The organism is Microvirga arvi, assembly GCF_016892765.1.
GTDB lineage: Bacteria > Pseudomonadota > Alphaproteobacteria > Rhizobiales > Beijerinckiaceae > Microvirga > Microvirga arvi.
The window spans coordinates 31491-54078 of the sequence record NZ_JAFEMD010000008.1 but is presented as its reverse complement, the minus strand read 5'-3'; the positions used below and the strand labels follow the sequence as shown (position 1 = coordinate 54078).

At 62.9% G+C, this 22588-nt stretch carries 16 protein-coding genes; 5 read left to right on the top strand and 11 right to left on the bottom strand.

Features of this window, described 5'->3' with window-relative positions; genetic code table 11:
- Window positions 1-148: 148 nt before the first annotated feature.
- Window positions 149-2026: a YbaL family putative K(+) efflux transporter gene (gene ybaL / locus ILT44_RS06885; protein WP_204238838.1), complete on the top strand. Its 1878-nt coding sequence runs from the start codon at window positions 149-151 to the stop codon at window positions 2024-2026.
- On the opposite strand, the gene ILT44_RS06880 is transcribed toward ybaL, so the two are convergent.
- The 7 genes from ILT44_RS06880 to ILT44_RS06850 all read right to left on the bottom strand — a co-directional run bounded on the left by ILT44_RS06880 (window position 1925) and on the right by ILT44_RS06850 (window position 9982).
- Complete coding sequence (locus ILT44_RS06880; RefSeq protein ID WP_204238837.1) at window positions 1925-3145, bottom strand: FAD-dependent oxidoreductase; 1221 nt, start codon at window positions 3143-3145, stop codon at window positions 1925-1927. The genes ybaL and ILT44_RS06880 overlap by 102 nt on opposite strands.
- Window positions 3146-3333: 188 nt before the next feature.
- The gene (locus ILT44_RS06875) at window positions 3334-3708 is read right to left on the bottom strand and encodes an SUF system Fe-S cluster assembly protein (protein WP_239467976.1); all 375 of its coding nucleotides are present in this window, start codon (window positions 3706-3708) and stop codon (window positions 3334-3336) included.
- Window positions 3709-3728: 20 nt separating this feature from the next.
- Window positions 3729-4964, bottom strand: a complete 1236-nt coding sequence (locus tag ILT44_RS06870) for a cysteine desulfurase (RefSeq protein WP_204238836.1) — start codon at window positions 4962-4964, stop codon at window positions 3729-3731.
- 122 nt (window positions 4965-5086) lie between these two features.
- Complete coding sequence (gene sufD / locus ILT44_RS06865; RefSeq protein ID WP_204238835.1) at window positions 5087-6400, bottom strand: Fe-S cluster assembly protein SufD; 1314 nt, start codon at window positions 6398-6400, stop codon at window positions 5087-5089.
- 1 nt (window position 6401) lies between these two features.
- Window positions 6402-7154: a Fe-S cluster assembly ATPase SufC gene (gene sufC, locus ILT44_RS06860; RefSeq protein WP_239467966.1), complete on the bottom strand. Its 753-nt coding sequence runs from the start codon at window positions 7152-7154 to the stop codon at window positions 6402-6404.
- Between the two features lie 114 nt (window positions 7155-7268).
- Complete coding sequence (gene sufB / locus ILT44_RS06855) at window positions 7269-8741, bottom strand: Fe-S cluster assembly protein SufB (protein ID WP_204238833.1); 1473 nt, start codon at window positions 8739-8741, stop codon at window positions 7269-7271.
- 68 nt (window positions 8742-8809) lie between these two features.
- On the bottom strand, window positions 8810-9982 hold the full coding sequence (locus ILT44_RS06850; RefSeq protein WP_239467975.1) for a cysteine desulfurase family protein: 1173 nt from the start codon (window positions 9980-9982) through the stop codon (window positions 8810-8812).
- Window positions 9983-10215: 233 nt separating this feature from the next.
- On the opposite strand from ILT44_RS06850, the gene ILT44_RS06845 reads away from it, so the two are divergent.
- The gene (locus tag ILT44_RS06845) at window positions 10216-10881 is read left to right on the top strand and encodes an alpha/beta hydrolase (RefSeq protein WP_204238831.1); all 666 of its coding nucleotides are present in this window, start codon (window positions 10216-10218) and stop codon (window positions 10879-10881) included.
- 95 nt (window positions 10882-10976) lie between these two features.
- Here ILT44_RS06845 and ILT44_RS06840 read toward each other — a convergent pair whose 3' ends face one another.
- Complete coding sequence (locus ILT44_RS06840; protein WP_204238830.1) at window positions 10977-13493, bottom strand: M10 family metallopeptidase; 2517 nt, start codon at window positions 13491-13493, stop codon at window positions 10977-10979.
- A gap of 437 nt (window positions 13494-13930) precedes the next feature.
- On the opposite strand from ILT44_RS06840, the gene tyrS reads away from it, so the two are divergent.
- A complete protein-coding gene (tyrS, locus tag ILT44_RS06835) occupies window positions 13931-15193 on the top strand; it encodes a tyrosine--tRNA ligase (RefSeq protein WP_204238829.1) in 1263 nt (420 codons plus the stop codon).
- Window positions 15194-15303: 110 nt separating this feature from the next.
- On the opposite strand, the gene ILT44_RS06830 is transcribed toward tyrS, so the two are convergent.
- Complete coding sequence (locus tag ILT44_RS06830) at window positions 15304-18705, bottom strand: YhdP family protein (protein WP_204238828.1); 3402 nt, start codon at window positions 18703-18705, stop codon at window positions 15304-15306.
- Between the two features lie 227 nt (window positions 18706-18932).
- Here ILT44_RS06830 and ILT44_RS06825 point away from each other — a divergent pair, with 227 nt between their 5' ends.
- Together ILT44_RS06825 and ILT44_RS06820 are read left to right on the top strand one after the other, a co-directional pair.
- Window positions 18933-19400 (top strand): peroxiredoxin, encoded by a 468-nt coding sequence (locus tag ILT44_RS06825; RefSeq protein ID WP_204238827.1) that lies wholly within the window; start codon window positions 18933-18935, stop codon window positions 19398-19400.
- An 80-nt stretch (window positions 19401-19480) separates the two neighbouring features.
- Entirely contained in the window at window positions 19481-20623 is a 1143-nt protein-coding gene (locus tag ILT44_RS06820; RefSeq protein WP_204238826.1) for a matrixin family metalloprotease, read from the top strand.
- Between the two features lie 20 nt (window positions 20624-20643).
- Here the strand turns inward: ILT44_RS06820 and ILT44_RS06815 are convergent, their stop codons facing one another.
- Both ILT44_RS06815 and prfB read right to left on the bottom strand, forming a co-directional pair.
- A complete protein-coding gene (locus ILT44_RS06815; protein WP_204238825.1) occupies window positions 20644-21303 on the bottom strand; it encodes an alpha/beta fold hydrolase in 660 nt (219 codons plus the stop codon).
- Window positions 21304-21371: 68 nt separating this feature from the next.
- Window positions 21372-22500, bottom strand: a protein-coding gene (prfB, locus tag ILT44_RS06810; protein ID WP_204238824.1) for a peptide chain release factor 2 whose coding sequence is annotated in 2 segments (ribosomal slippage) — window positions 21372-22430 and window positions 22432-22500 — 1128 coding nt in all. Because the reading frame shifts where the segments join, the coding sequence is not laid out codon by codon here.
- Window positions 22501-22588 lie beyond the last annotated feature (88 nt).

The window sequence follows — 22588 nt, the reverse complement described above, 5'->3', positions numbered from 1 at the left end:
CGGGTTCAAGGCCCGGGCAGAACGAGTTCGTTCCACTATAGATAAGCGGTGAAAGGGCAAACGTCGAGACCGTTCAGGGTTGCCCGAACAGCCCAGGTCGCCCATATCGGGAACAACGATCCCCCAAAATCCGTCCGAAGGAGAGCCGATGCCGCATCATACGCCGCTGATTTCGACCATTGTTATCGGCCTGGTCCTGGCATTTGCTCTCGGCGCTGTTGCACATCGGTTCCGCCTTTCCCCTCTCATCGGCTATCTGCTCGCTGGCGTGCTCGCCGGACCCTTCACGCCCGGCTACGTGGCGGACCAGGGGCTCGCCAACCAGCTGGCGGAAATCGGCGTCATTCTGCTCATGTTCGGCGTCGGACTTCATTTCTCGTTGAAGGATCTCCTCTCGGTCCGCGCCATCGCCATTCCCGGCGCCGTCGTGCAGATCGCCAGCGCCACCGTGCTGGGCATGGGCGTCGCCTGGCTCATGGGCTGGACCATCGGCGGCGGCATCGTCTTCGGCCTGGCCCTCTCGGTCGCCAGTACGGTCGTGCTGCTGCGGGCCCTGCAGGAGCGCCGGCTCGTCGAGACCGAGCGCGGCCATATCGCCGTCGGCTGGCTGATCGTGGAAGATCTGGCCATGGTGCTGACGCTGGTGCTGCTGCCGGCCTTTGCGAATGCCACCTCCAGTGCCTCGGCCGATCTCGAATCCATCGTGATCTCCCTCGGACTGACCCTGGGCAAAGTCATCGCGTTCGTGGCGGTCATGCTGATCGTCGGCCGCCGGGTCATTCCTTGGATCCTTCACTACGTTGCCCACACCGGCTCGCGCGAGCTCTTCCGCCTGGCGGTTCTCGCCATCGCGCTGGGGGCAGCCTTCGGTGCGGCCGAGCTCTTCGGCGTGTCCTTCGCCCTTGGAGCCTTCTTTGCCGGCATGGTCCTGAGCGAGTCGGAGCTCAGCCATCAGGCGGCTTCCGAAACCCTGCCCCTTCGGGACGCCTTCGCGGTCCTGTTCTTCGTCTCGGTCGGCATGCTGTTCGACCCGATGATCCTGGTCAACAATTTCGGCCCCGTCGTTGCGACTTTCCTGATCATCGTCGTGGGCAAGTCGCTCGCCGCCTTCGCCATCGTCCGGCTTTTCGGACACCCGAACTCGACTGCGCTGACCATCGCCGCGAGCCTCGCCCAGATCGGCGAGTTCTCCTTCATTCTCGCGGGCTTGGGCGTCGGTCTTCAGATATTGCCCGAAAAGGGACGCGACCTGATCCTCGCAGGCGCGATCCTGTCGATCCTGATGAACCCGTTCCTTTTCACCCTGCTGGACCGGTGGTTTGCGAAGCGGGACACCGTCAGAGCCCAGGCGAAGGCGGAAGCTGCCGCCGCCGAGAAGGAAGCCGTCGCCGCAGAAGAAGCCGCCGCAGCCGCCGCGCGGGGGCCGCTTCCGGTCACGTCTCTCACCGATCACGTGGTGCTCGTCGGCCATGGCCGGGTCGGCAAATACATCAGCCGCAAGATGGCCTCGATCGGGGCACCCCTCCTCGTCATCGAGACCAACAAGGAGCAGCTCGGCGCCGAGCTGCAAAAGGACGGTCTTGACGTCATCGTCGGCAACGCCGCCGATCCCGACGTGGCGGCCGCCGCCAATATCAGGCAAGCCCGCTGCCTGCTGGTCGCCATTCCAGACGCTTTCGAGAGCGGCCAGGTGGTCGAGCAGGCCCGCCGGATCAACCCGGACCTGCCGATCATCGTCCGTGCCCACTCCTTCGCCCAGGAGGAGCACGTCATGAAATGCGGCGCGACCCGGATCGTGATGGGTGAGCAGGAGATCGCCCGGGCCATGTTCGCCGCCGTGCCCGACGCTCCCCGCGAACCCGTTCTGTCCTCCGTCGAGGAAGCGGATGACATCGTGGCGGCCGATCAGGACGAGGCTGGGCCTTCAGCGCACATGCTCCGGCCGGAAGCCGATGCCGACGAGGCGGGCGGGAATGCGCCGGAACAGGGGCCTTTGCGCCAGCCAACGGATGAGCCAGGGCGGTGAGACCGGCCCTTTGCTGTTGAGAACCGGCGTGATCAGCCGGTTCTGAAGCAGCATCTGAAGCCGTTGCGTCATGCGGGTCGGCCACTCGCGCCGCTTCTGCACAAGAGCCAGCTGTTCGATGCCTGCGGAACCGCGCGTGAGCAAGGGCCCCAGGATATTGGCGGTTGCGACCGCATCCTGGATTGCGAGATTGATCCCCACCCCGCCCGCGGGCGACATGGCGTGTGCCGCATCGCCGATGCACAGCAGCCCGGGCCTGTACCATTGCTTGAGACGATCGATGGCGACGGTGAGCAGCTTGATGTCGTCCCAGGATTGAAGCTCATCGACCCGGTTTCCAAGGAAAGGAGCGAGCCCGGCGAGCTTCGCACGAAAGGCTGGAAGCCCCTCCGCCTTAAGACGCTCCGCCGTTCCCTTCGCGATGAGATAGGCGCATTGCCAGTAATCTCCGCGATCGATCATCACCAGCATCTGGCCGGCCTCGATGCGCCCGAGCAGCTGGCTGGGATCGCCGGGACGCCTCGATACCCGCATCCAGAGTACGTCCATTGGCGCGCCGAGATCGTGGATTTCGAGCCCCGCTTTCTCGCGAACGACGGAGCGCCTGCCATCGGCGGCGACCACGAGGTCGGCCCGAACGGCGAGAGGTCCTTCGGGCGTCGCAACCTGCACGCCGGCTATCCTGCCCTGCTCCTCGATCAGATCCGTCACCTCCGCCTCCATGCGCAGCCTGAAATGCGGATACTCGTGGGCGTGATCGGCCAGGAAATCGAGGAACTCCCATTGCGGCATGAAGACGATGAACTTGCAGCGGGTCGGCAGATGCGAGAAGTCCCCGAGGGTGAGCGTCTCACCGCCGACAACAAGGCTGACCGTCTGGGTTTGCTGGTGCGGCCGGGCCAGGAACTCATCGAGCAGCCCGAGTTCATGCATGACTTCGAGCGTCGACGGATGAATGGTATCCCCGCGGAAATCGCGGAGGAAGTCCGCATGCTTTTCTAGCACCAGAACCTCGACACCCCGCCGGGCCAGCAGCAGCCCCAGCATCATTCCCGCAGGCCCGCCGCCGACGATGCAGCAGCGGACGTGGAGGGTTTCAAGGTTCGGAGGCGCGTTCATACTGGCCTCAAGGCATTCGGGCTCGATTAGGGAAAGCTTAGCACAGGATTTTGTGCAGCTTCACCCCTCGTCATCCCCGGACTTGTTCCGGGGATCCACGTCTTCAAACCTCCTAAAACGTGGATGGCCGGGACAAGCCCGGCCATGGCGGTAGAAATTTCGAATGAGAATGGTGGCAGGCGAAGCCCTCACCACATGTCCAGCGCAACCCGCGCCTCGTCGGACATGCGGCTTTGATCCCACGGCGGGTCGAAAACCATGTTGACCCTGACGCTCTGGACACCCTGCACCGCCGAGACGGCATTCTCCACCCATCCCGGCATCTCACCGGCGACCGGGCAGCCGGGGGCGGTCAGGGTCATGTCGATGGTGACGTTGCGGTCATCGTCGATGTCAACTCGATAGATCAGGCCGAGTTCGTAGATGTCGGACGGGATCTCCGGGTCGTAGACGGTCTTGAGTGACGCGATGATGTCGTCCGTCATGCGGTCGAGCTCTTCCGGTGGGATCGCCGAGCCAGGGGATACCTGCGGCGCGTTGGGGCCGTCCTGGGTGGGGGTCATGTCATTCACAGGTCAAATCCTCAGGCGAACAGGGCTTCCGCCTTCTGCAGGGCATCCGCCAGCTTATCGACTTCTTGCATGGTGTTGTAGAGGCCAAACGAGGCGCGGCAGGTCGAAGTCGCCCCGAAGCGCTCCAGCAGCGGCATGGCGCAATGGGTGCCCGCCCTGACGGCAACGCCCTGGCGGTCGATGATCGTGGCGACGTCATGGGCATGCGCGCCCTTCATCTCGAAGGCGAGGATCGCGCCTTTGCCTTTGGCGCGGCCGATAATGCGCACCGAATTCATGGCGCCCAGACGCTCGTGGGCATAGGCCGAAAGCGCCGCCTCATGCGCCTGGATGTTCTCCCGGCCAAGCTCCATCATGAAGCGCAGGGCCGCATCGAGGCCGATGGCCTCGATGATCGGCGGCGTTCCGGCCTCGAAGCGGTGCGGCGGATCATTGTAGGTGATCGCATCCTGGCGCACCTCGCGGATCATCTCGCCGCCACCCGAATAGGGCGGCATCTTCTCAAGCCATTCGCGCTTGCCGTAGAGGACGCCGATGCCCGTCGGCCCATAGACCTTGTGACCGGTGAAGACATAGAAATCCGCATCGAGATCGCGCACGTCCACCTGGAGATGGACCGCCCCCTGGGCGCCGTCCACCAGAACCGGAACCCCATGGGCATGGGCGATACGGATGATTTCCTTGATCGGCGTCACGGTGCCCAGCACGTTGGACATGTGGGTGATGGCGACGATCTTCGTGCGGGGCGAGAAGAGTTTTTCGAATTCCTCGACGAGGAAATTGCCTTCGTCATCCACGGGAGCCCACTTGATCACCGCGCCTTTCCGCTCGCGCAGGAAGTGCCAGGGCACGATGTTGGAATGGTGCTCCATGATGGAGAGAATGATCTCGTCCCCCTCCCCAATGTTCATGCGACCGAAGGAATCCGCCACCAGGTTGTAGGCTTCGGTGGCCGACTTGGTGAAGACGATCTCATCCGTCGATTCGGCGTTGAGGAATTCCCGCACCGTCTCGCGGGCGCGCTCGAAGCCTTCCGTCGCCACGTTCGCCATATGGTGCAGGCCGCGATGAACGTTCGCGTAGCCCGTCTGCATGGTGTTCACCATGGCATCGATCACCACGCGCGGCTTCTGGGCCGAGGCGGCGCTGTCGAGATAGACGAGCGGCCTGCCATAGACCTGCTGGCCCAGGATCGGGAACTCCGCCCGGACGGCTTCGACGTCGTAGGGCTTCATAGGAGCGTTCATTGCCTTACCTGTCTTCCTCTGCCGTCATCACCGGCCTTGTGCCGGTGATCCCGATTAGGAAAAGCGCCGCGCTTTTTCACATCGGGATGGCCGGGACAAGCCCGGCCATGACGCGTTGAGTCTTACGAGCGAGCCCTCAGCCAGCCCTCGACCGTGCCGACGAGGGCCTCACGGACGGTCTCGTTCTCGACGAACTCCAGCGCCTCGCCCAGGAAGGCCTGGACCAGGAGGCTTTCGGCCTCCTTCTTCGGCAAGCCGCGAGCCCTCAGGTAGAACAGGAGGTCTTCGTCGAGCTGGCCGCAGGTGGCGCCGTGGGCGCACTGCACGTCGTCGGCGAAGATTTCGAGTTCGGGCTTGTTGTTCATCGAGCCGCCCTCCTCCAGGAGGAGCGCCGCCGACATCATCCGCCCGTCGGTCTTCTGGGCATGATGCGGGACGATGATCTTGCCCTGGAAGACGCCGGTCGCCTCGTTGTCGATGACCGTCTTGAACAGTTCGCGGCTCTCGCAATGGGGTGCGGCGTGCTCGACCACCAGGGTCGAGTCGGCATGCTGCGTGCCTTTCAGCATCGTCGCGCCGTTGACGCGCAGGTTCGTATTCTCGCCGTCCAGAATCGTGAAGACCTGGTGCCGCGAGGTCGCCGATCCCGCTGTGACGTTGATGCTGTTGAACACCGCCTCTCCGCCGATCTTGGCGGCGAGCGTCGAAAGGGCCAGCGCCTTGTCGCCCTCGGCGTTGACGCGCACATGCTGCACGTTGGTGCGGTCGCCGGCGATCATCTCGACCACGTCGTTGGGCTGGTGGTTGGCGCCGTCGGTGCTCTCGTGGGTTTCGAGCAGGGTCGCCGAGGCGCCCTCCTCCACGACCACGAGAATGCGGGTCGCGGTGGCGACGGCGGATGTCGCTGACGTGACGAAGCGCAAGTGAACCGGCGTCTCGACGGGTCCGGCAATCCGGATCATCACCCCATCGGCCATGAAGGACGTGTTGAGCTGGTAAACCGGATTGTCGTTCGACCAGGGAACCGGGCTCAGGCGGGCGAGCCACTCATGGCCATCCGCCAAAGCCTCGGCCAGCGGGACGATCTCGACATTCTCGGGCAGCTTGTGGAAGTCCACCGCCTCGCGCACGAAGTGGCCGTTCACGAACGGCACCTGCAGCGCCGCGACGCCGGCGAGCGCCTTCGCGCCTGCCAGGGCCGCTTGCGCCTCCTCCGAGGAAGGCGTGGAGGCGAAAGGCGCAACCTCGCGCATCATGGCGCGAAGGTCGGTATACTTGAATTCCTCCACCCGGCGGTGCGGCAGGCCCCGCTGGTTGAATTGCTCGAAAGCCTGAGCGCGCGACTCGGCCTGACCCGGCAGACTGGTCTTCGCGCTCTCGAAAGCCTGCACCAGCGCGGTTTCCGCCGGCGTCTTCATGAGAGTGACATCAGCCATGTTACGCGGCCTCGCTGTCCCGGTAATCGGCGTAGCCGTTCGCCTCGAGCTCGAGGGCTAGGTCCTTGCCACCCGACTTCACGATGCGGCCCGAGTGCATGACATGCACGGTGTCCGGCACGATGTAGTTCAGGAGGCGCTGATAGTGCGTGATGACGAGGAAGGCGCGGTCGGGCGAGCGGAGCGCGTTCACACCCTCGGACACGACGCGAAGCGCATCGATGTCGAGACCGGAATCCGTTTCGTCGAGGATGCAGAAGGACGGCTGGAGCAGCGCCATCTGCAGGATCTCCATGCGCTTCTTCTCGCCGCCGGAGAAGCCGACATTGAGGGCGCGCTTGAGCATGTCCTTCGGGATCTCGAGCTGGGTGGCGACGGCGTTCACGCGCTTGATGAAATCCGGCGTGGTCAGCTCCACTTCGCCGCGCGCCTTGCGCTGGGCGTTGAGGGTGGCCTTCAGGAAGGTCATCGAGGCGACGCCGGGGATCTCCAGCGGATACTGGAAGGCCAGGAATACACCGGCTGCGGCGCGCTGGTCGGGCTCCATCTCCAGCACGTTCTCGCCGTCGAGCAGGATCTCGCCGTCGAGGACCTCGTAGTCCTCCTTGCCGGCGATCACATAGGACAGGGTCGACTTGCCGGAGCCGTTCGGGCCCATGATGGCGGCGATCTCGCCCTTGTTCACGGTGAGGTTGAGGCCGTTGAGAATGCGCTTGTCCTCGATCTGGACAACCAAGTTCTTGATTTCGAGCATTGTAGAATTCCGTTTGTTAGTCGTGGATGGCCGGATCAACTCCGGCCATGACGGGCTTTGAGGGTCTCGCGTCATGCCCGGGCTTGTCCCGGGCATCCACGTCTTCGCCTTTGATTAGCCCACCGAGCCTTCAAGTGAGATCGAGATCAGCTTCTGCGCCTCGACCGCGAACTCCATGGGGAGGTGCTGCAGCACGTCCTTCACAAAGCCATTGACGATCAGCGCCGTCGCTTCCTCTGCCGAGAGGCCGCGCTGCCGGCAGTAGAACATCTGATCATCGGAGATCTTCGATGTGGTCGCCTCGTGTTCGAACACGGCGGACGCATTCTTCGACTCGATGTAAGGCACCGTATGCGCGCCGCATTGGTTGCCGATCAGGAGCGAGTCGCAGTTCGTGAAGTTGCGAGCGCCGGTCGCCTTGCGGTGAGCCGAAACGAGACCGCGATAGGTGTTCTCGGACTTGCCCGCAGCGATGCCCTTCGAGATGATCCGGCTCTTGGTGTTCTTGCCCAGGTGGATCATCTTGGTGCCGGAATCGACCTGCTGCATGCCGTTCGACACCGCGATCGAGTAGAACTCGCCCCGCGAGTTGTCTCCGCGCAGGATGCAGGACGGGTACTTCCAGGTGATGGCCGATCCGGTCTCCACCTGCGTCCAGGTGATGACCGAGTTCTTGCCCCGGCAATCGCCGCGCTTGGTCACGAAATTGTAGATGCCGCCCTTCCCTTGAGCATCGCCCGGATACCAGTTCTGGACCGTGGAATACTTGATCTCGGCATCGTCGAGGGCAATCAGCTCGACCACAGCGGCATGGAGCTGGTTCTCGTCGCGCTTCGGGGCCGTGCAGCCTTCGAGATACGACACGTAGGAGCCCTTGTCTGCGATGATCAGGGTGCGCTCGAACTGGCCCGTGTTCTTCTCGTTGATGCGGAAGTAGGTGGACAGCTCCATCGGGCAGCGCACGCCCGGCGGAATGTAGACGAACGAGCCGTCCGTGAAGACAGCAGAATTGAGGGTGGCGAAGAAGTTGTCCGTCACCGGCACGACCGTGCCCATGTACTGGCGCACAAGGTCGGGGTATTCCCGGATGGCTTCCGAGATCGGCATGAAGATCACGCCGGCCTTGGCCAGCTCTTCCTTGAAGGTGGTGGCCACCGACACTGAATCGAACACCGCATCCACGGCGACCCGGCGCTGCGGCTCGACGCCGGCCAGGATCTCCTGCTCGCGCAGCGGAATGCCAAGCTTCTCGTAGGTTCTGAGAATCTCCGGATCCACCTCGTCCAGGGACTTCGGCGCCTGGTTCTTCTTCGGCGCGGCATAGTAATAGATGTCGTTGTAGTCGATCTTGTCGTAGGACACGCGCGCCCAGTTCGGCTCCTTCATGGTGAGCCAGCGCTTGTAGGCGTCGAGGCGCCACTGGAGCATCCACTCAGGCTCGCCCTTCTTGGCCGAGATGAAGCGGATCACGTCCTCGGAGAGGCCCTTTGGGGACTTCTCCATTTCGACTTCGGTCTCGAAGCCGTACTTGTATTGATCGACGTCGATCAGACGAACCTGATCGATCGTTTCCTGCACTGCAGGCATCTGTCTCTCCCACCGCTCACGGCTTCAAGGGCCGCGGGTTGATGACATGGAATGCGAAGCGAAGCCTTTCAGGCCGCGCTCGCCTTCCGCTTATATAAGGTGCCGACCACCCTTTCGCACGCTTCCGCAAAGCGGATTACGTCTTCTTTCGTGGTCGACCACCCCAAACTCACACGCAAAACGCCCTCGGCGAGGGCCGGCTCCATGCCCATGGCATCGAGCACATGCGACCGCTTGACCTTTCCGGACGAGCAGGCCGAACCGGAGGACAGGGCAACCCCTGCCAGATCGAAGGCGATCAATGCCGTCTCGGCCTTGAGGCCGGGTATGGCAAAGGCGACGGTGTTAGGCAACCGCTCAGCCAGCGCGCCCACAACAACCGCATCCGGCGCGATCCGGCGAAGCTCGGCCTCGGCCTCGCTCCTGAGAACACCAAGCCGAGCGGCTTCCTGCTCCAGGCTTTCCAAGGCGATCTCGGCCGCCGCGCCGAAGCCGGCAATGGCCGCCACGTTCTCGGTGCCGGCCCTGAAACCCTTCTCCTGCCCGCCGCCCCGGATCAGACGGTCGGCGATCTCGAACTGGTCGGAGGCGAGGATTACGGCCCCGATTCCCTTCGGCCCGCCGATCTTGTGGGCCGAGAGGGTCAGCGCATCGACGCCGAGCGCGGCGATATCGATCGGGATCCTGCCCGCGGCCTGCACCGCATCGGTATGGATCAGGCCGCCATGCATGTGCACGAGCCGGGCCGCCTCGGCCACCGGCTGCAGCACGCCGGTCTCGTTGTTGGCCAGTTGGACGGAAACCAGAACCCGCTCGTCGCCCGCCCGCTTCAGATGCGCCTCAAGCCAGGCCAGATCAAGAATACCGCTGGAATCAACGGGGATGCTGTGGACGGCATCCTGAGGAAAGCGGTGGCCGTTGAGAACGCAGGGGTGCTCGGCGGCCCCGACCAGCAGCCGGGTTGGCCCCGCCTGCCCCAGGCGACGGAAGCCTGGCGTCAGAACCAGATTAGCCGCTTCGGTGCCACCGCTCGTGAAGATGACGTTCTTCGTCCTGGCGCCGACGAGGCGCGCCACCGTCTCGCGGGCCTTCTCGATCTCGGCCCGCGCAGCGCGACCTTCGGCATGGACGGAAGAGGCGTTTCCCGGGAGCTGGAGCGCACGCAGCACCGCCTCAGCCACCTCCGGCCGCAGGGGCGAGGTGGCGTTATGGTCAAGGTATGTGCGCTGGCCGGATGCCATCACTGCCGGAGGCCTCACGAAATTCTTGCAATCGACCCAGGTTGCCGTGCTAAAGCACCGCAACCACATCTGTCCGGTGTTTCATCCGCTGGCCGTAGCCGTCCGGATTAATGAAACAATGGAACAATTTAGAATAGTTCTAAGGGTTCTTTTATGAGGATCCGCGACCTGGAGTCAAGGTCGTCCGGGGTTTTCCCTCTCTTGATGGAGAGGTGATCAAGAGGTTAGCGTATATGCCTGAAGTTATCTTCACGGGTCCTGCCGGTCGCATCGAGGGACGCTACCAGCCAGCCAAGGAGAAGGGCGCTCCCATCGCCATCATCCTGCACCCGCACCCGCAATTCGGCGGGACGATGAACAACCAGATCGTCTACAACCTGTACTATGACTTCGCGAAGCGCGGCTTCTCGGTTCTGCGGTTCAACTTCCGCGGCGTCGGCCGCAGCCAGGGCGCCTTCGATCACGGCCAGGGCGAGCTCTCGGACGCCGCCGCCGCCCTTGATTGGGCCCAGGCCATGAACCCCGATGCCCGCGCCTGCTGGATTGCCGGCGTGTCCTTCGGCGCCTGGATCGGCATGCAGCTCCTCATGCGCCGCCCGGAGATCGAAGGCTTCATCTCGATTGCCGCCATGGCCAACCGCTATGACTTCTCGTTCCTCGCCCCCTGCCCGTCGTCAGGCCTGTTCGTGCACGGCTCGGAAGACCGCGTTGCGCCGGTCAAGGACGTGGTCAGCGTCATCGAGAAGGTGAAGACCCAGAAGGGCGTGAAGCTCGAGCACGCCGTCATCGAAGGCGCCAACCACTTCTTCGACGGCAGGGTGGATGAGCTGATGGTCTCGGTAGACGCGTACCTCGACAAGCGCCTTGGAGTGAGCGAGGCTGTCTCGGAGGCAAAGTAGCCTGCAGATCTGCGCCGGCAACGAGTTGCGGTTTCATTGCAAGGAAAAGGCCGGTGTGATCCACCGGCCTTTTTTGCATCATGATAAAGCCTGCTCTAGATAAGCAGGAAATGAGCCGCTGTTAGGGTCGGAGCGTTCTTGAGAATCGCGAACTTCACCTGCCCCGCGGCCCATCCGGAACCGTCGGCGTCGTAGAAAAGCTCGCCCGTTCCCTTGTTGTAGATGATGCGGTGGGACGAAGTTGTCGCCATCGAGCCAGTGGTGAAGGCCGAAGCATCCAAGAGGGAGCCACCTGTCACATTGGTGAAGAAGCTCCGGCTGAGCTGAATCAGATCCTCGTTCGTGCCGAAGTCGATGATTTCGTCCACATTGGTGGAGGCGTTCAGCGCCGCATCGAACCGGAATACGTCGAAGCCAGCCCTGCCTTCAAGCCAATCCGAACCGTCCCCGCCCGACAGCGTGTCATGGCCGCCGCCGCCCGACATATAGTCGCGGCCTGCTTCGCCGCGCAGCATGTCGTTGCCCTCGTGGCCATAGAGGTCGTTGCCGCCTGCATTTCCCGTCAGAGCGTCGTTGAATTGAGAGCCGTGAACAGCCTCGATCGAGAAATAGCTGTCGCCCGCCGCTTCGCCGGTGTTGCGCCAAGCCTCCGTGAGATTGGCCACCACTGCCGAGCCCGCATTGAAGTAGCTGGCAAAATCGCGGCCTTCGCCTCCATCGAGATGGTCGCCGCCGCCCCGGCCTTCGAGCACGTCGTCACCAGCGCCGGCCCAGAACCCATCCCAACCGCTCGCGCCATAAAACTGGTCGGCAAAGCCTGAGCCCACCACGCCCTCGATAGAGACATATACGTCGCCGAAGGCTTCGCCCACATTGCGGGCCATGCTGGTGCGATCCACGATCACTCCCGAAGCCGCCCCCGAGTAATCGGCCGTGTCATAGCCGTCTCCGCCATCCAGCAGGTCGCCACCGATCCCGCCCACAAGCCAGTCGTCGCCGGATGCCCCCTTGAGGGTATCATTTCCGCCGACGCCCTTCATCAGGTCGTTGCCTGCATCACCCCAGAAGGTGTTGGCATTGCCATCGCCCTCCAGCACGTCGCCGAAGGTCGATCCGTCGATCACTTCGACATTGAAGTAAGTATCGCCGTAAGCATCACCGTCGTTGCGGCTGAGATTGTGGAGATAAACCGCGACTGGGCCGCGAGCCGACCAATAGCTCACGGTGTCCTGACCCGAGCCGCCGTCGAAGCGATCGGGGCCTACGCCACCTTCTAGCTTATCGTTGCCGTCGCCACCGGACAAGGTATCCGCACCCGCGCCACCTTTCAGGTAATCGTCACCTGCATCACCCCAGAAGGCGACAGAAGAGTTGTTGCCCTCCATCACGTCGTTGTAGCGCGTGCCGTCTATGACCTCGATGCTGGCATAGGTGTCACCTGCGGCTTCACCCCGATTGCGCGAAACATCCCACAGATAGACTTGAACCGCACCAGCAGCCGACCAATAGCTCACCGTATCCCGATCCGCACCACCATCGAAACGGTCGGCACCAGCACCACCGTCCAGGCGATCATTGCCGTCGCCGGCCAATATCGCGTCGTCGCCGGCTCCGCCGAGGAGCACGTCGTTTCCGTCACCGCCAAGAAGTGAATCATTACCGGCATATCCGCTCAACTCATCATGGCCGTTCTTTCCTTGCAGATGATTGTTGGCTTGGTTGCCAAGGATCTTGTCATTGCCACTGCCACCGATGGCATTCTCAATGAGAGAGCGCGCATCCCCCTTGTACTGGAAGGCATTGTAGACGTTCCCGTTGACGCTCGAACCATTCGCTCTTTGCGCCAATTGCGCATTGGAAAACCGTGAGAAGCCGCCGGGGCTCAGATCGATAACTGCATTGTCCCTGAAATTCGACATATCATAGGTGTCAATGCCGCCGCCGTCCCAGATTGTAAGGAAGATTTTGGCATTGTAGGTGCTGCCCTGATAGGCAGGATTACTGTCACCATCCTTGATGGTCATCGCGCCGGAGGACTCGCTCCAGGTGTAGGTCGTATTCTTGCCATTGGTGCTGAAGTGCGCGCCATACATAGCCTGCAGGGCAGCGATGTCGTACTGCATGAAGGTCTGTGGCGCATATCTCGTGTTGTTGTAGGACATCACGGTATATTCCGCGGAGTCATGCGCCGCCGACATTCTCGGGAGGCCTGGAACCGCGTCGTGGGAATGCTTAAGGCCCAAGGCATGGCCTAGCTCATGGAGAATAAGGGCATATTTATGCGTGCCCTTCGTAATGCCCGGGGATGAACCTCCAACGATCCAAGTCTCGCCGCCATAGGCCGGCATGCCAGGATAAAAACCGGTGCTGCTGGTGATCACACCTCCAGGCACGAAGCTCGCAACTTTGATGTTGGCGTTGTTATGACCGGCAAACGCGACGCCAGTATTCACATAGCCTGCCACCGCAGCCATAGCGTCATGAACCGTCCTCTCGCCATCGGCGGAGAGACGCTCAAATCCTGTCACATGCGGGTTGATATAGGAGTAATCGCCCCGCTGGTCAGGCAGCGAATAGGTAATGGTCGCTCCATTCCACTTGGAGCCGGACATCAAGGCCTGGACGTCAGCGTCGGGATGAGAAGGTGTAAAATACTTGACGTCCCCAATAACCGCCCCGGGCAGAATCCTGCTCATTGCCGAGTTGAACCAGAGCGGCAATTCAAGAAAGCTGTTCTTGATGGACTCACCGAGGGATTGAAAGACATCAAGGATCCCTCGCCCAATGCCTTCAGCCGAGTTGGAAATCCAATTCCACGCATCGTTGAGCCAAGACATGGTCACACCGCCCCTAATGATATTTCGTTTCAACATTATCGCGGCTGTGCCTCTGCGTCAAGCTGACGCAGGGTAAGATCGAGGCGTCGAAGCCAAGAGAAATCCTGATGTACGGTGGAGCTCTCTTCGTAGAGCGGAAACCGCGTGAAATCCTATACCGAAGCTGATAGAGGGTCCCCATCTTTACGACCCTGACCCATGAGAGAGACGCGATGAACGCGCCGAAATCCGATTTCCTGAAGGTGCTCACCGAGCGGGGCTTCATCCACCAAACTTCCGATCTGGAGGGCATCGATGCGGCAGCTGCCGAAGGGCGGCTGACGACCTATGTGGGCTATGACTGCACCGGCCCTTCGCTCCATGTCGGGCACCTGCTCTCGATCATGATGCTGCATTGGCTGCAGAAGACCGGCGCCGGCCGGCCGATCACGCTCATGGGCGGCGGCACCACCCGGGTAGGCGATCCTTCAGGCAAGGACGAGAGCCGCAAGCTTCTCACGGTCGAGCAGATCGAGGCCAACAAGGACAGCATCAAGACCGTCTTCTCGCGCTTCATCTCGTTCGGCGAAGCCAAGACCGACGCCATGATGGTCGACAATGCCGAATGGCTGACCAAGCTCAACTACATCGAGTTCCTGCGCGATGTGGGCCGGCACTTCTCGGTCAACCGCATGCTGTCCTTCGACAGCGTGAAGCTGCGCCTCGACCGCGAGCACGAGCTGTCCTTCCTGGAATTCAACTACATGATCCTCCAGGCCTACGACTTCGTGGAGCTCAACAAGCGCTATGGCTGCATCCTGCAGATGGGCGGCTCGGACCAGTGGGGCAACATCGTCAACGGTATCGATCTCGGCCGCCGCCTCGGCACGCCGCAGCTCTATGCGATCACCTGCCCGCTCCTGACCACGGCCTCCGGCGCCAAGATGGGCAAGACGGCCTCCGGCGCGGTCTGGCTCAATGCCGACAGCTTAAGCCCCTACGATTACTGGCAGTTCTGGCGCAACACCGAGGACTCGGATGTGGTCCGCTTCCTCAAGCTCTTCACCATCCTGGAGATGGATGAGATCGCCCGGCTCGAAGCGTTCCAGGGCGCCGACATCAACGAGGCGAAGAAGATTCTCGCTACGGAAGCGACCGCCCTCCTCCACGGCCGCGAGGCGGCGGAACTCGCCGCGGAGACCGCCCGCAAGACCTTCGAGCAGGGCACCCTGGCGGAGAGCCTGCCCACCGTCGAGATTGCATCGGACGTATTGAAGGGCGGCCTCGGCGTGCTCGCGGCCTTCGGCCCCGACTACGCGAAGCTCGTGCCGTCGTCGAGCGAGGCACGCCGACAGATCAAGAGCGGCGGCCTCAGGGTGAACGATCAAGCGGTCTCGGACGAGCGCGGAACTTTAAGCCTGTCGGATGTCACGGCCGAGGGCGTGATCAAACTGTCCTTCGGCAAGAAGAAGCACGTTCTCCTGCGCGCCGTTTGAAGCCTTAGCGCATCGGATCCAAAAGCGGATTTGCACTTTTGGATTCATCCGATGCTCAATCCCTTGAGCGGTGCATCGCGTAGTGCAGGCCCGAAGGGCCGCGCGATGCTCTAGCGGTCGGAAACCGTCGGCAGCGATCCTGTCTGCGGCTCCCTCTCGGCGGCGACGCCGAACAGCTTGCGCAGGAAGCCGGGCGCTACCGCCGAGAGCGGGTTCACCGACAGGGACGGCGCGCTGGCCTGACCGTTCAGGCGGAAATTGACGGCGAACAGCCCCTCATTCTGCCCTCCCCCCAGCAAGGGCCCGAAGAGCGGCACCTGGGCGAAGACATTGTTGAGCCCGTAGGCCGGCACGAAGGTCCCCGTGATGTCGAGACGGTCGCGGGCATAATCGATGAAGCCGCCGAGCGTGAACCCGATCTGGTTGCCCCAGATGGCGGCATCCTTGAAGTCGAGGCGCCCGGAACCCCGGGTGAACTCGAGCCGTGCCTTGGTGAACTGAACCTCGTTCACGTCCACGCGCACCATCTGCGGCTTGCCGGCCTGGTCACGCCCGGCGACGACCTGGGTCTGGGTGGGAATGATCCGGCGCAGGGCGGGCTCGTTGACGAGCGCGAAGGAGTGCATGATCACATGCCCGGCCTGCGGCTCGTCACCGGTCGCGAGCTGGAGAATGAGATTGCCGCGCGACATCCGCTTGTAGACATCCGTGAAGCGCAGAAGCGCGCCGGCGTCGTCGGCCTGGATGATCACCACCGGGCTGCTCCCGGCCTGGGGAATGGTCCGGCCGAGAATGTCGGTCGCCCCGAGGCGTCCCTTCATGTCCAGCTGGCGCAGGCTGTCCTTGCGCATGGACGCCTTGATGGAGGCATTGGTGATCGCCTCATCATTGAAGCCGGTCAGGATGTTGAGGCTCAGATCGAGATCGACGTCCCTGCCGTCCTTCTGGGCCGCTCCGCTACGCCCCGTCGGAGCCGCCGACACGCTTCCCTTCACGAACGGGCGGGCGTCGCCGACATTGCCCCGGATCGTGACCTTGTAGACACCGTTGGAGCGTTCGATCTCGGCGCGCATGTCGTCGCCCGGCGAGAGCTTGAAGGTCGACAGCTCCGCCTTGTCCAAACTGCCTTCGTTCGACAGGGTGGCATGGCCCCGCAGCTGCACGCTGCCGCTGTCGAGCTGCAGGTCCTTGATCTCGCTCGCCGGCCCGTCGACCATGGTGAAGCTCAGCTTGCCCGGCTTTCCGGCCGGCTTCACCCAACCGGGGACGAGCTGATCCACACCGGCCTTTGCGAGATCCGCCTCGACGAAAATGACCGACGGAGAGGACTCGCCCAGCGGCAGGCTCGCCTTGAGGCCGATGGTTCCGGTGAGCTGCGAGCCGAAGGAGAGCCCACGCCGGCTGCGCGCAGCGTCGTCGAGCGAGAAGGCCACGCTCGCCTGCCCGCCCTGCCGGTTCTTCTGCAGGTCGATGGCCGCTGCGCTGCCGGCGAGCTTGCCGCTGCCCTTGACGGCGAGATTGCCGCGATCATAGGCGATCGTCAGGTCGGCGGCTTCCAGGCGATCCTTCCCGAAGAACCCGTCGACGCCGAAACCGCTGACCATCCCGCTGACCTTGAGCGGCAGGTCGACGAACGCGGGAATGTTCTTGATCGGCAGGCCGATGCCGACGCTCAGGTCCGTCCTGCCCTTCATGGTGGCGGGATCGATGTTGAAGCCGGCGATTTCCTTGATGCGCGGCTCCAGCAGGAGGGCGCCCAGGCCGTCGGCGCCTCCCGTCAGGCGGAAGTCGATGCGGGCCACCCCGTTGTCGTCCCAGTAATTGTCCAGGATGAAGACGCCCTCTGACGCCGTCAGGGACCGGCTGTTCGCCATCTGGACGACACCCGCAGGCGCGCGGACGAGCACCTTCGTTCCGGTCACATGACCGGTCGCGTCCATGCCGGAGATCGGCGGAATCCCCTCGTCGACCTGAAGGGTGCCGTTCGAGACCGCAAAATCGATTTTCAGGGAATCGTCGGGGGTCGGGCCGCCGTTCAACGCCTTTTCGATATCGGCGCCGGTCATCGCGACCTTGAGATCGATAGAGTTGAGCATCCCGGCCTTCAGGTGAGATACCAGATATCGCCGCACCGGCGGGGCGACCGCTTCCGGCCAGACGCGCAGGGCGGACCGGACGTCGGTCTTCTCGGCGTGGACGTCGAGCCTCAGACCCTTCGGGTCAGCATTCGCCGCCACGAGCCCGCTGATGCGGGCGGACAGGTCCGGTCCTGCAAGCGTGATGCCGTTGATCCTGACCCCTTCGTGCCCGGAGAGGTCGGCGGCGAATTCGCTGACCTTCAGGGGGCGATCTCCTGCTGCGGCTCCGGACCAGGTGATATCCCGGCCGCCCAGGATCAGGCGCCAGGGAGCATTCGTGTTGCGAGCTAGGAAACGCCCTTGCAGGAGCAGATTCGTTTCGCCGCCCCTCGCCTCGATGCGCTCGATTTCGAGCGCCTTCTCGGGCTCGTTCCAGTGAGCCGCGATGACGGCCCGCTCGACAGGGAACGGAGACGTGTCCACGTCCTGGATCTGGATCGTGCCGGCCGTGCTCTCGAGCCGGGTTTTCAGCTCCGTAACGCGGCCTTTGGCGAAAGCAATGTCGAAGCGTCCCGAAAACTCGAGGTCCGTGGTCGCCGGCAGATCGGATGCCCCGCTGAGGAGAAGGATGTCCGTGATAGGTGCCCGCTCCGCAACAATGCTGGCGCGGTAGGCGTCCGTGCCCTCCGCCGTGGCGTCGCCGTTCAGCTGCCAGGGCCCTTGCGGCCCCTCAACCGTTGCAGCGAACCGGCGTCTGCCGTTCTCCGCCCAGTCGAAGGCGGCATCGACACGCTGGAACCGCGCGCGCTCGCGACCGTCCGCATCGATGAAGACCAGCCTCGCATTGGTCAGCTGAGCCTGATTGAGAGAGTGCAGAATGCTTCCAGGACCGACGATGAGCTCAAGCAGAGATCCGACGGCGCCGGAAACGGGAGAAGGCCCGTTGGTGTCGCGCGCCATCGAAGCGGCAGCTTCCTTCGAGGGCTCGGGAGCGACGGGGGCAGGCTGCGCGGCACCATCCTCCTCCGCCCCTTGGACAGGCGAGAAGGTGAGCGAGCCATCCCGATTGACCAGAACCCGCAGCTGCAGGTCGCGCACCTCGATGGCCTTGGGCTGGAGGTTGGCCGTCAGGAGCGACGTCAGGTCCACGCTCAGGATGGCATAGGGCGCGCGGAGCACGAGCTCGCCTCCCGGAGCGCGGATGTCGAGGCCGTTCGCCCTGAGGGCCGGCGATCCGTCATGCAGCTCGATGGCGGTATTCCGCAGCGTCACGTTCCAGCCCGGCCCGATGCGGGCGGCCAGCGCTTCCGCGACCCGCTCCGGCAGACGCCCGAAGCTCATAGGAGCGGCCGACAGGCGCAGATAAAGGAGCCCGAACGCCGCTGCCACAAAGACGATCAGCCCAAGCTTCACATAGAGGGTACCACGAAGCACACGTCTGAGGAGGCTTCGCTTCGCCGGGTCTCGCCGGGACAACGTGGTACGGAATGGCAGCTTCATTCTTGTGATGTCACGCGATCCGGTTCTTGCGCATGGGCGCGGTTTAGGGAATCAGAGGATGAGACCTTAGCCGTCTCGGATGCCTCCTGCGACTGTTTCCCCGTCAGTCGTGCACACTGGAGGTTTCCAAACAGTACATTCCGCCAAAACGAAGGCGATTCATGTCCCTTACCATCGGAACCCGAGCCCCGGCCTTCTCCCTACCTGCGACAGATGGTCGGGACATTAGCCTGGACAGCCTGAAGGGCCGCAAGATCGTGCTCTACTTCTACCCGAAGGACGACACCAGCGGCTGCACCCTGGAAGCCCAGAACTTTCAGGCCCTCAAGCAGGACTTTGCCGCCGCGGACACGGAGATCATCGGCGTCTCGCCCGACTCTCTGAAGAGCCACGACAAATTCCGCGCCAAGTACGGCCTGGACTTCGCCCTCGCCTCCGACGAGGCCACGGCCATGCTGGAGGCCTATGGGGTCTGGGTGGAGAAGAGTATGTATGGACGCACCTACATGGGCGTCGAGCGCACGACGCTGCTGATCGACCGTACGGGCACCATCGCCCAGGTCTGGAGCAAGGTGAAGGTGCCGGGCCACGCCGAGGAGGTGCTGGCGGCGGCGAAGACCCTGCCCTAGCGGCAGGATTCTCCTTGCAGCCGGTCACCGCTACAGGATATGATACCTAGTAACGTTCATTCCCTCCTCTAAGTTTTTCCATGCCAAATTATACTGCGATCCTCTCCGGCCAGAGCTGGAACTCTCTTCCAGGCGTCAAAGGCGGCAGGAAGCCCATATTCCTGACCTATACCTTCAACCTCTCCTCTTCGGTGTGGGACTCGACGAAGTTCGGCAGCGCAGACAAGGCCGTGGCGCAAAAGGCTCTCAAGCTGTGGGGAGATGCCTGCGGCATCCGCTTCATCGAGGTGAAGGGCGCGGAGGCCGAGCTGAAGTTCCAGTGGCAATGGAATTTTCAGACCGTGACCGCCTGGGCGGAGTTCCCGGAGCTCGACCGGGATACCTTCGGACCATGGGACGACCGGATCCGGGATGATGATGGCGGAAACGTCTATCTGAACACCGAGCACCGCAGCGAACTGTCGGGGAACGGATCCTACAAGCTCTACGTGCTCCTCCATGAGATCGGCCACGCGCTCGGGCTGAAGCACCCCTTCCACAAGATGGATCACAACAAGGAACTGCTCGACACAAGCATGGACAATGTCAGGCACACCGTGATGAGCTACACGGGAGGCGATCCCGACATGCAATCCGCCGGGCTCGGATCGTTGGACATCGCGGCGATCCAGGCGCTCTACGGCAGCCCCTCGCAGGATGGGCGGCAGGTTGCGAAGTGGAGCTGGAGCAAGACGAAGCAGACCCTGACCCAGACCGGCAAGAGCAAGGCCGAGGTGATCTACGGGGTCGCGGTCAAAGATGTGATCAAAGGTGCCAGCGGCAACGACAAGCTCTTCGGCTTCAACGGCGACGATGTTCTGTATGGCGGCAGAGGCAGCGACGCGCTGAGCGGCGGGGGTGGCGACGACCAGTTCGTGTTCGACACACGGTTCAACGGCGTCAACGACACCGATCGGATCCTTGATTTCAACAACACCTGGGACACGGACAGGATCATCCTGTCGTCAGCGATCTTCACCACGCTCGGTGCGGGCGCCTTGAACGCGGCATTCTTCGTCGACGGGCCCGCGGCAAAGGACGCCGACGACCGGATCATCTTCCACAACGCCGGAGAACGAGCCGCTTATTACGACACGGACGGCTCCGGCCCCGTCGCTGCCGTGCGTTTCGCGAAGATCCTGGGAACGGCAACGATCACCGCCGCCGACTTCTTCATAGCATAGGCGCTATATCGGAGTTCGCATCACCGCGGTGCGTCGAGCCAAGTCGAAAGGTGCTCGATGATCTCCCTCATTGCCATGAGCGAACCCGCAAGATCTCCAGGGCTCTCAAGACCATGGTCGAGGTTGGGCATGAGCACGACTGTCGATCCCCTCGTGCGCGCCGCCGCAATATAAGACTCTTCGTAATGCGGATCGGCCGTTCCAAGGACGACGATCGAGCGCTGCGGCGAGCGTGCCATTCCCTCGAGGACGCCACGGGTCTTAAAGCCCGGCGTTAGCCATATGAGGTCGGCGGAAGCAAGCCGCGGCTCATCGGGTGCAACGGCTGCCATAGCGGCGGTTCCCAGCGATTTTCCTACCAGCGTGAAATGCCCATAGTCCCCAAGAGCCAAGGCGACCGACATGGCCTCTCGGGCATCGGCGCCGATCCAAGCGACCTTCTCCTCTTCGTCCAAAACCATGAATTCAGGAATGCGGTCATAGGTGTAATCCACCGAAAGCACGTCGTAGCCACGTGCGAGCAGAAGCTGGCGTGGATAGTAGAGCACCGGCATGGTGGTGCGGTACGTGAGACCTGGGAAGAACACTGCCAGACGGGAGGCGGGGCCGTCCTGTCGGATCAGAGTGCCTGCAATAGGGTGTCCGTTACGGCCCCTAATATCGACTTTTTCCTGCCTCATGGGGTTGTTCCAGTAGTCGCGGTTCAAAGCCTTTTAGCAAGCGAACCGAGACCAGGAAAGGAGCGGGTCTAGTCGATATCCTCGACCTCGTCGGCGCCGCCATAGACGCGCTGGGCAAGCGAGGCTTCCATGAAGGGGTCGAGATCGCCGTCGAGCACATCCTGCGGGCTCGTCGACTGCGCGCCCGTGCGGAGATCCTTCACCATCTGGTAGGGCTGCAGCACGTAGGAGCGGATCTGGTGGCCCCAGCCGATATCCGTCTTGGCGGCGGCCTCGGCGCTGGCCTTCTCCTCGCGCTTCTTCAGCTCGGCCTCGTAGAGGCGCGCGCGCAGCATGTTCCAGGCGGTGGCCCGGTTCTTGTGCTGGGAGCGCTCCTGCTGGCAGGCCACCACGATGCCGCTCGGAATGTGCGTAATGCGAACCGCCGAGTCGGTGGTGTTCACGTGCTGGCCGCCCGCTCCCGAGGAGCGGAACGTGTCGATGCGGCAGTCGGATTCCTTGATCTCGATGTTGATGCGGTCGTCTACCACCGGATACACCCACACGGAGGCGAAGCTCGTATGGCGGCGCGCATTCGAGTCGTAGGGCGAGATGCGCACCAAACGGTGCACGCCCGACTCGGTCTTGAGCCAGCCATAGGCGTTGAGGCCCTTGATCAGGAGCGTGGCGCTCTTGATGCCCGCTTCTTCGCCATCGGTGATTTCGAGCAGCTCGACCTTGTACTTCCGGCGCTCGGCCCAGCGGGCATACATGCGCTGGAGCATGTTGGCCCAGTCCTGGCTCTCCGTGCCGCCGGCGCCCGAATGCACTTCGACATAGGTGTCGTTGGCATCGGCCTCGCCCGAGAGCAGGGTCTCGACCTGGCGGCGGGCGGCCTCGGCCTGGAGGCTGCGGATCGTCTCCTCGCTCTCCTTGATCGTGGCCTCGTCCCCTTCGGCCTCGCCGAGCTCGATCAGGGTGATCGCGTCCTCAAGCTCCTGGTCGAGACGCTTCACGGCCGAGATCTGGTCTTCGAGGGCGGTGCGCTCGCGCATGATCTTCTGCGCGGCATCGGCATCGTTCCAGAGGTTGGGATCCTCGGCCTGGGCGTTCAGTTCCGCGAGGCGTCGCTGGGCAGTATCCCAGTCAAAGATGCCTCCTCAGCAGCCCGACTGACTGCTTGGTCTCTTCTACGAGATGTTGAATTTCGGCGCGCATGGTTTCCGTTGTGTCCGTGCCAGATGATGATGGCGTCTTAAAGGGGAGCACTGCACCCTGTCAAAGGAACCCTCCGGCCGATCAACGG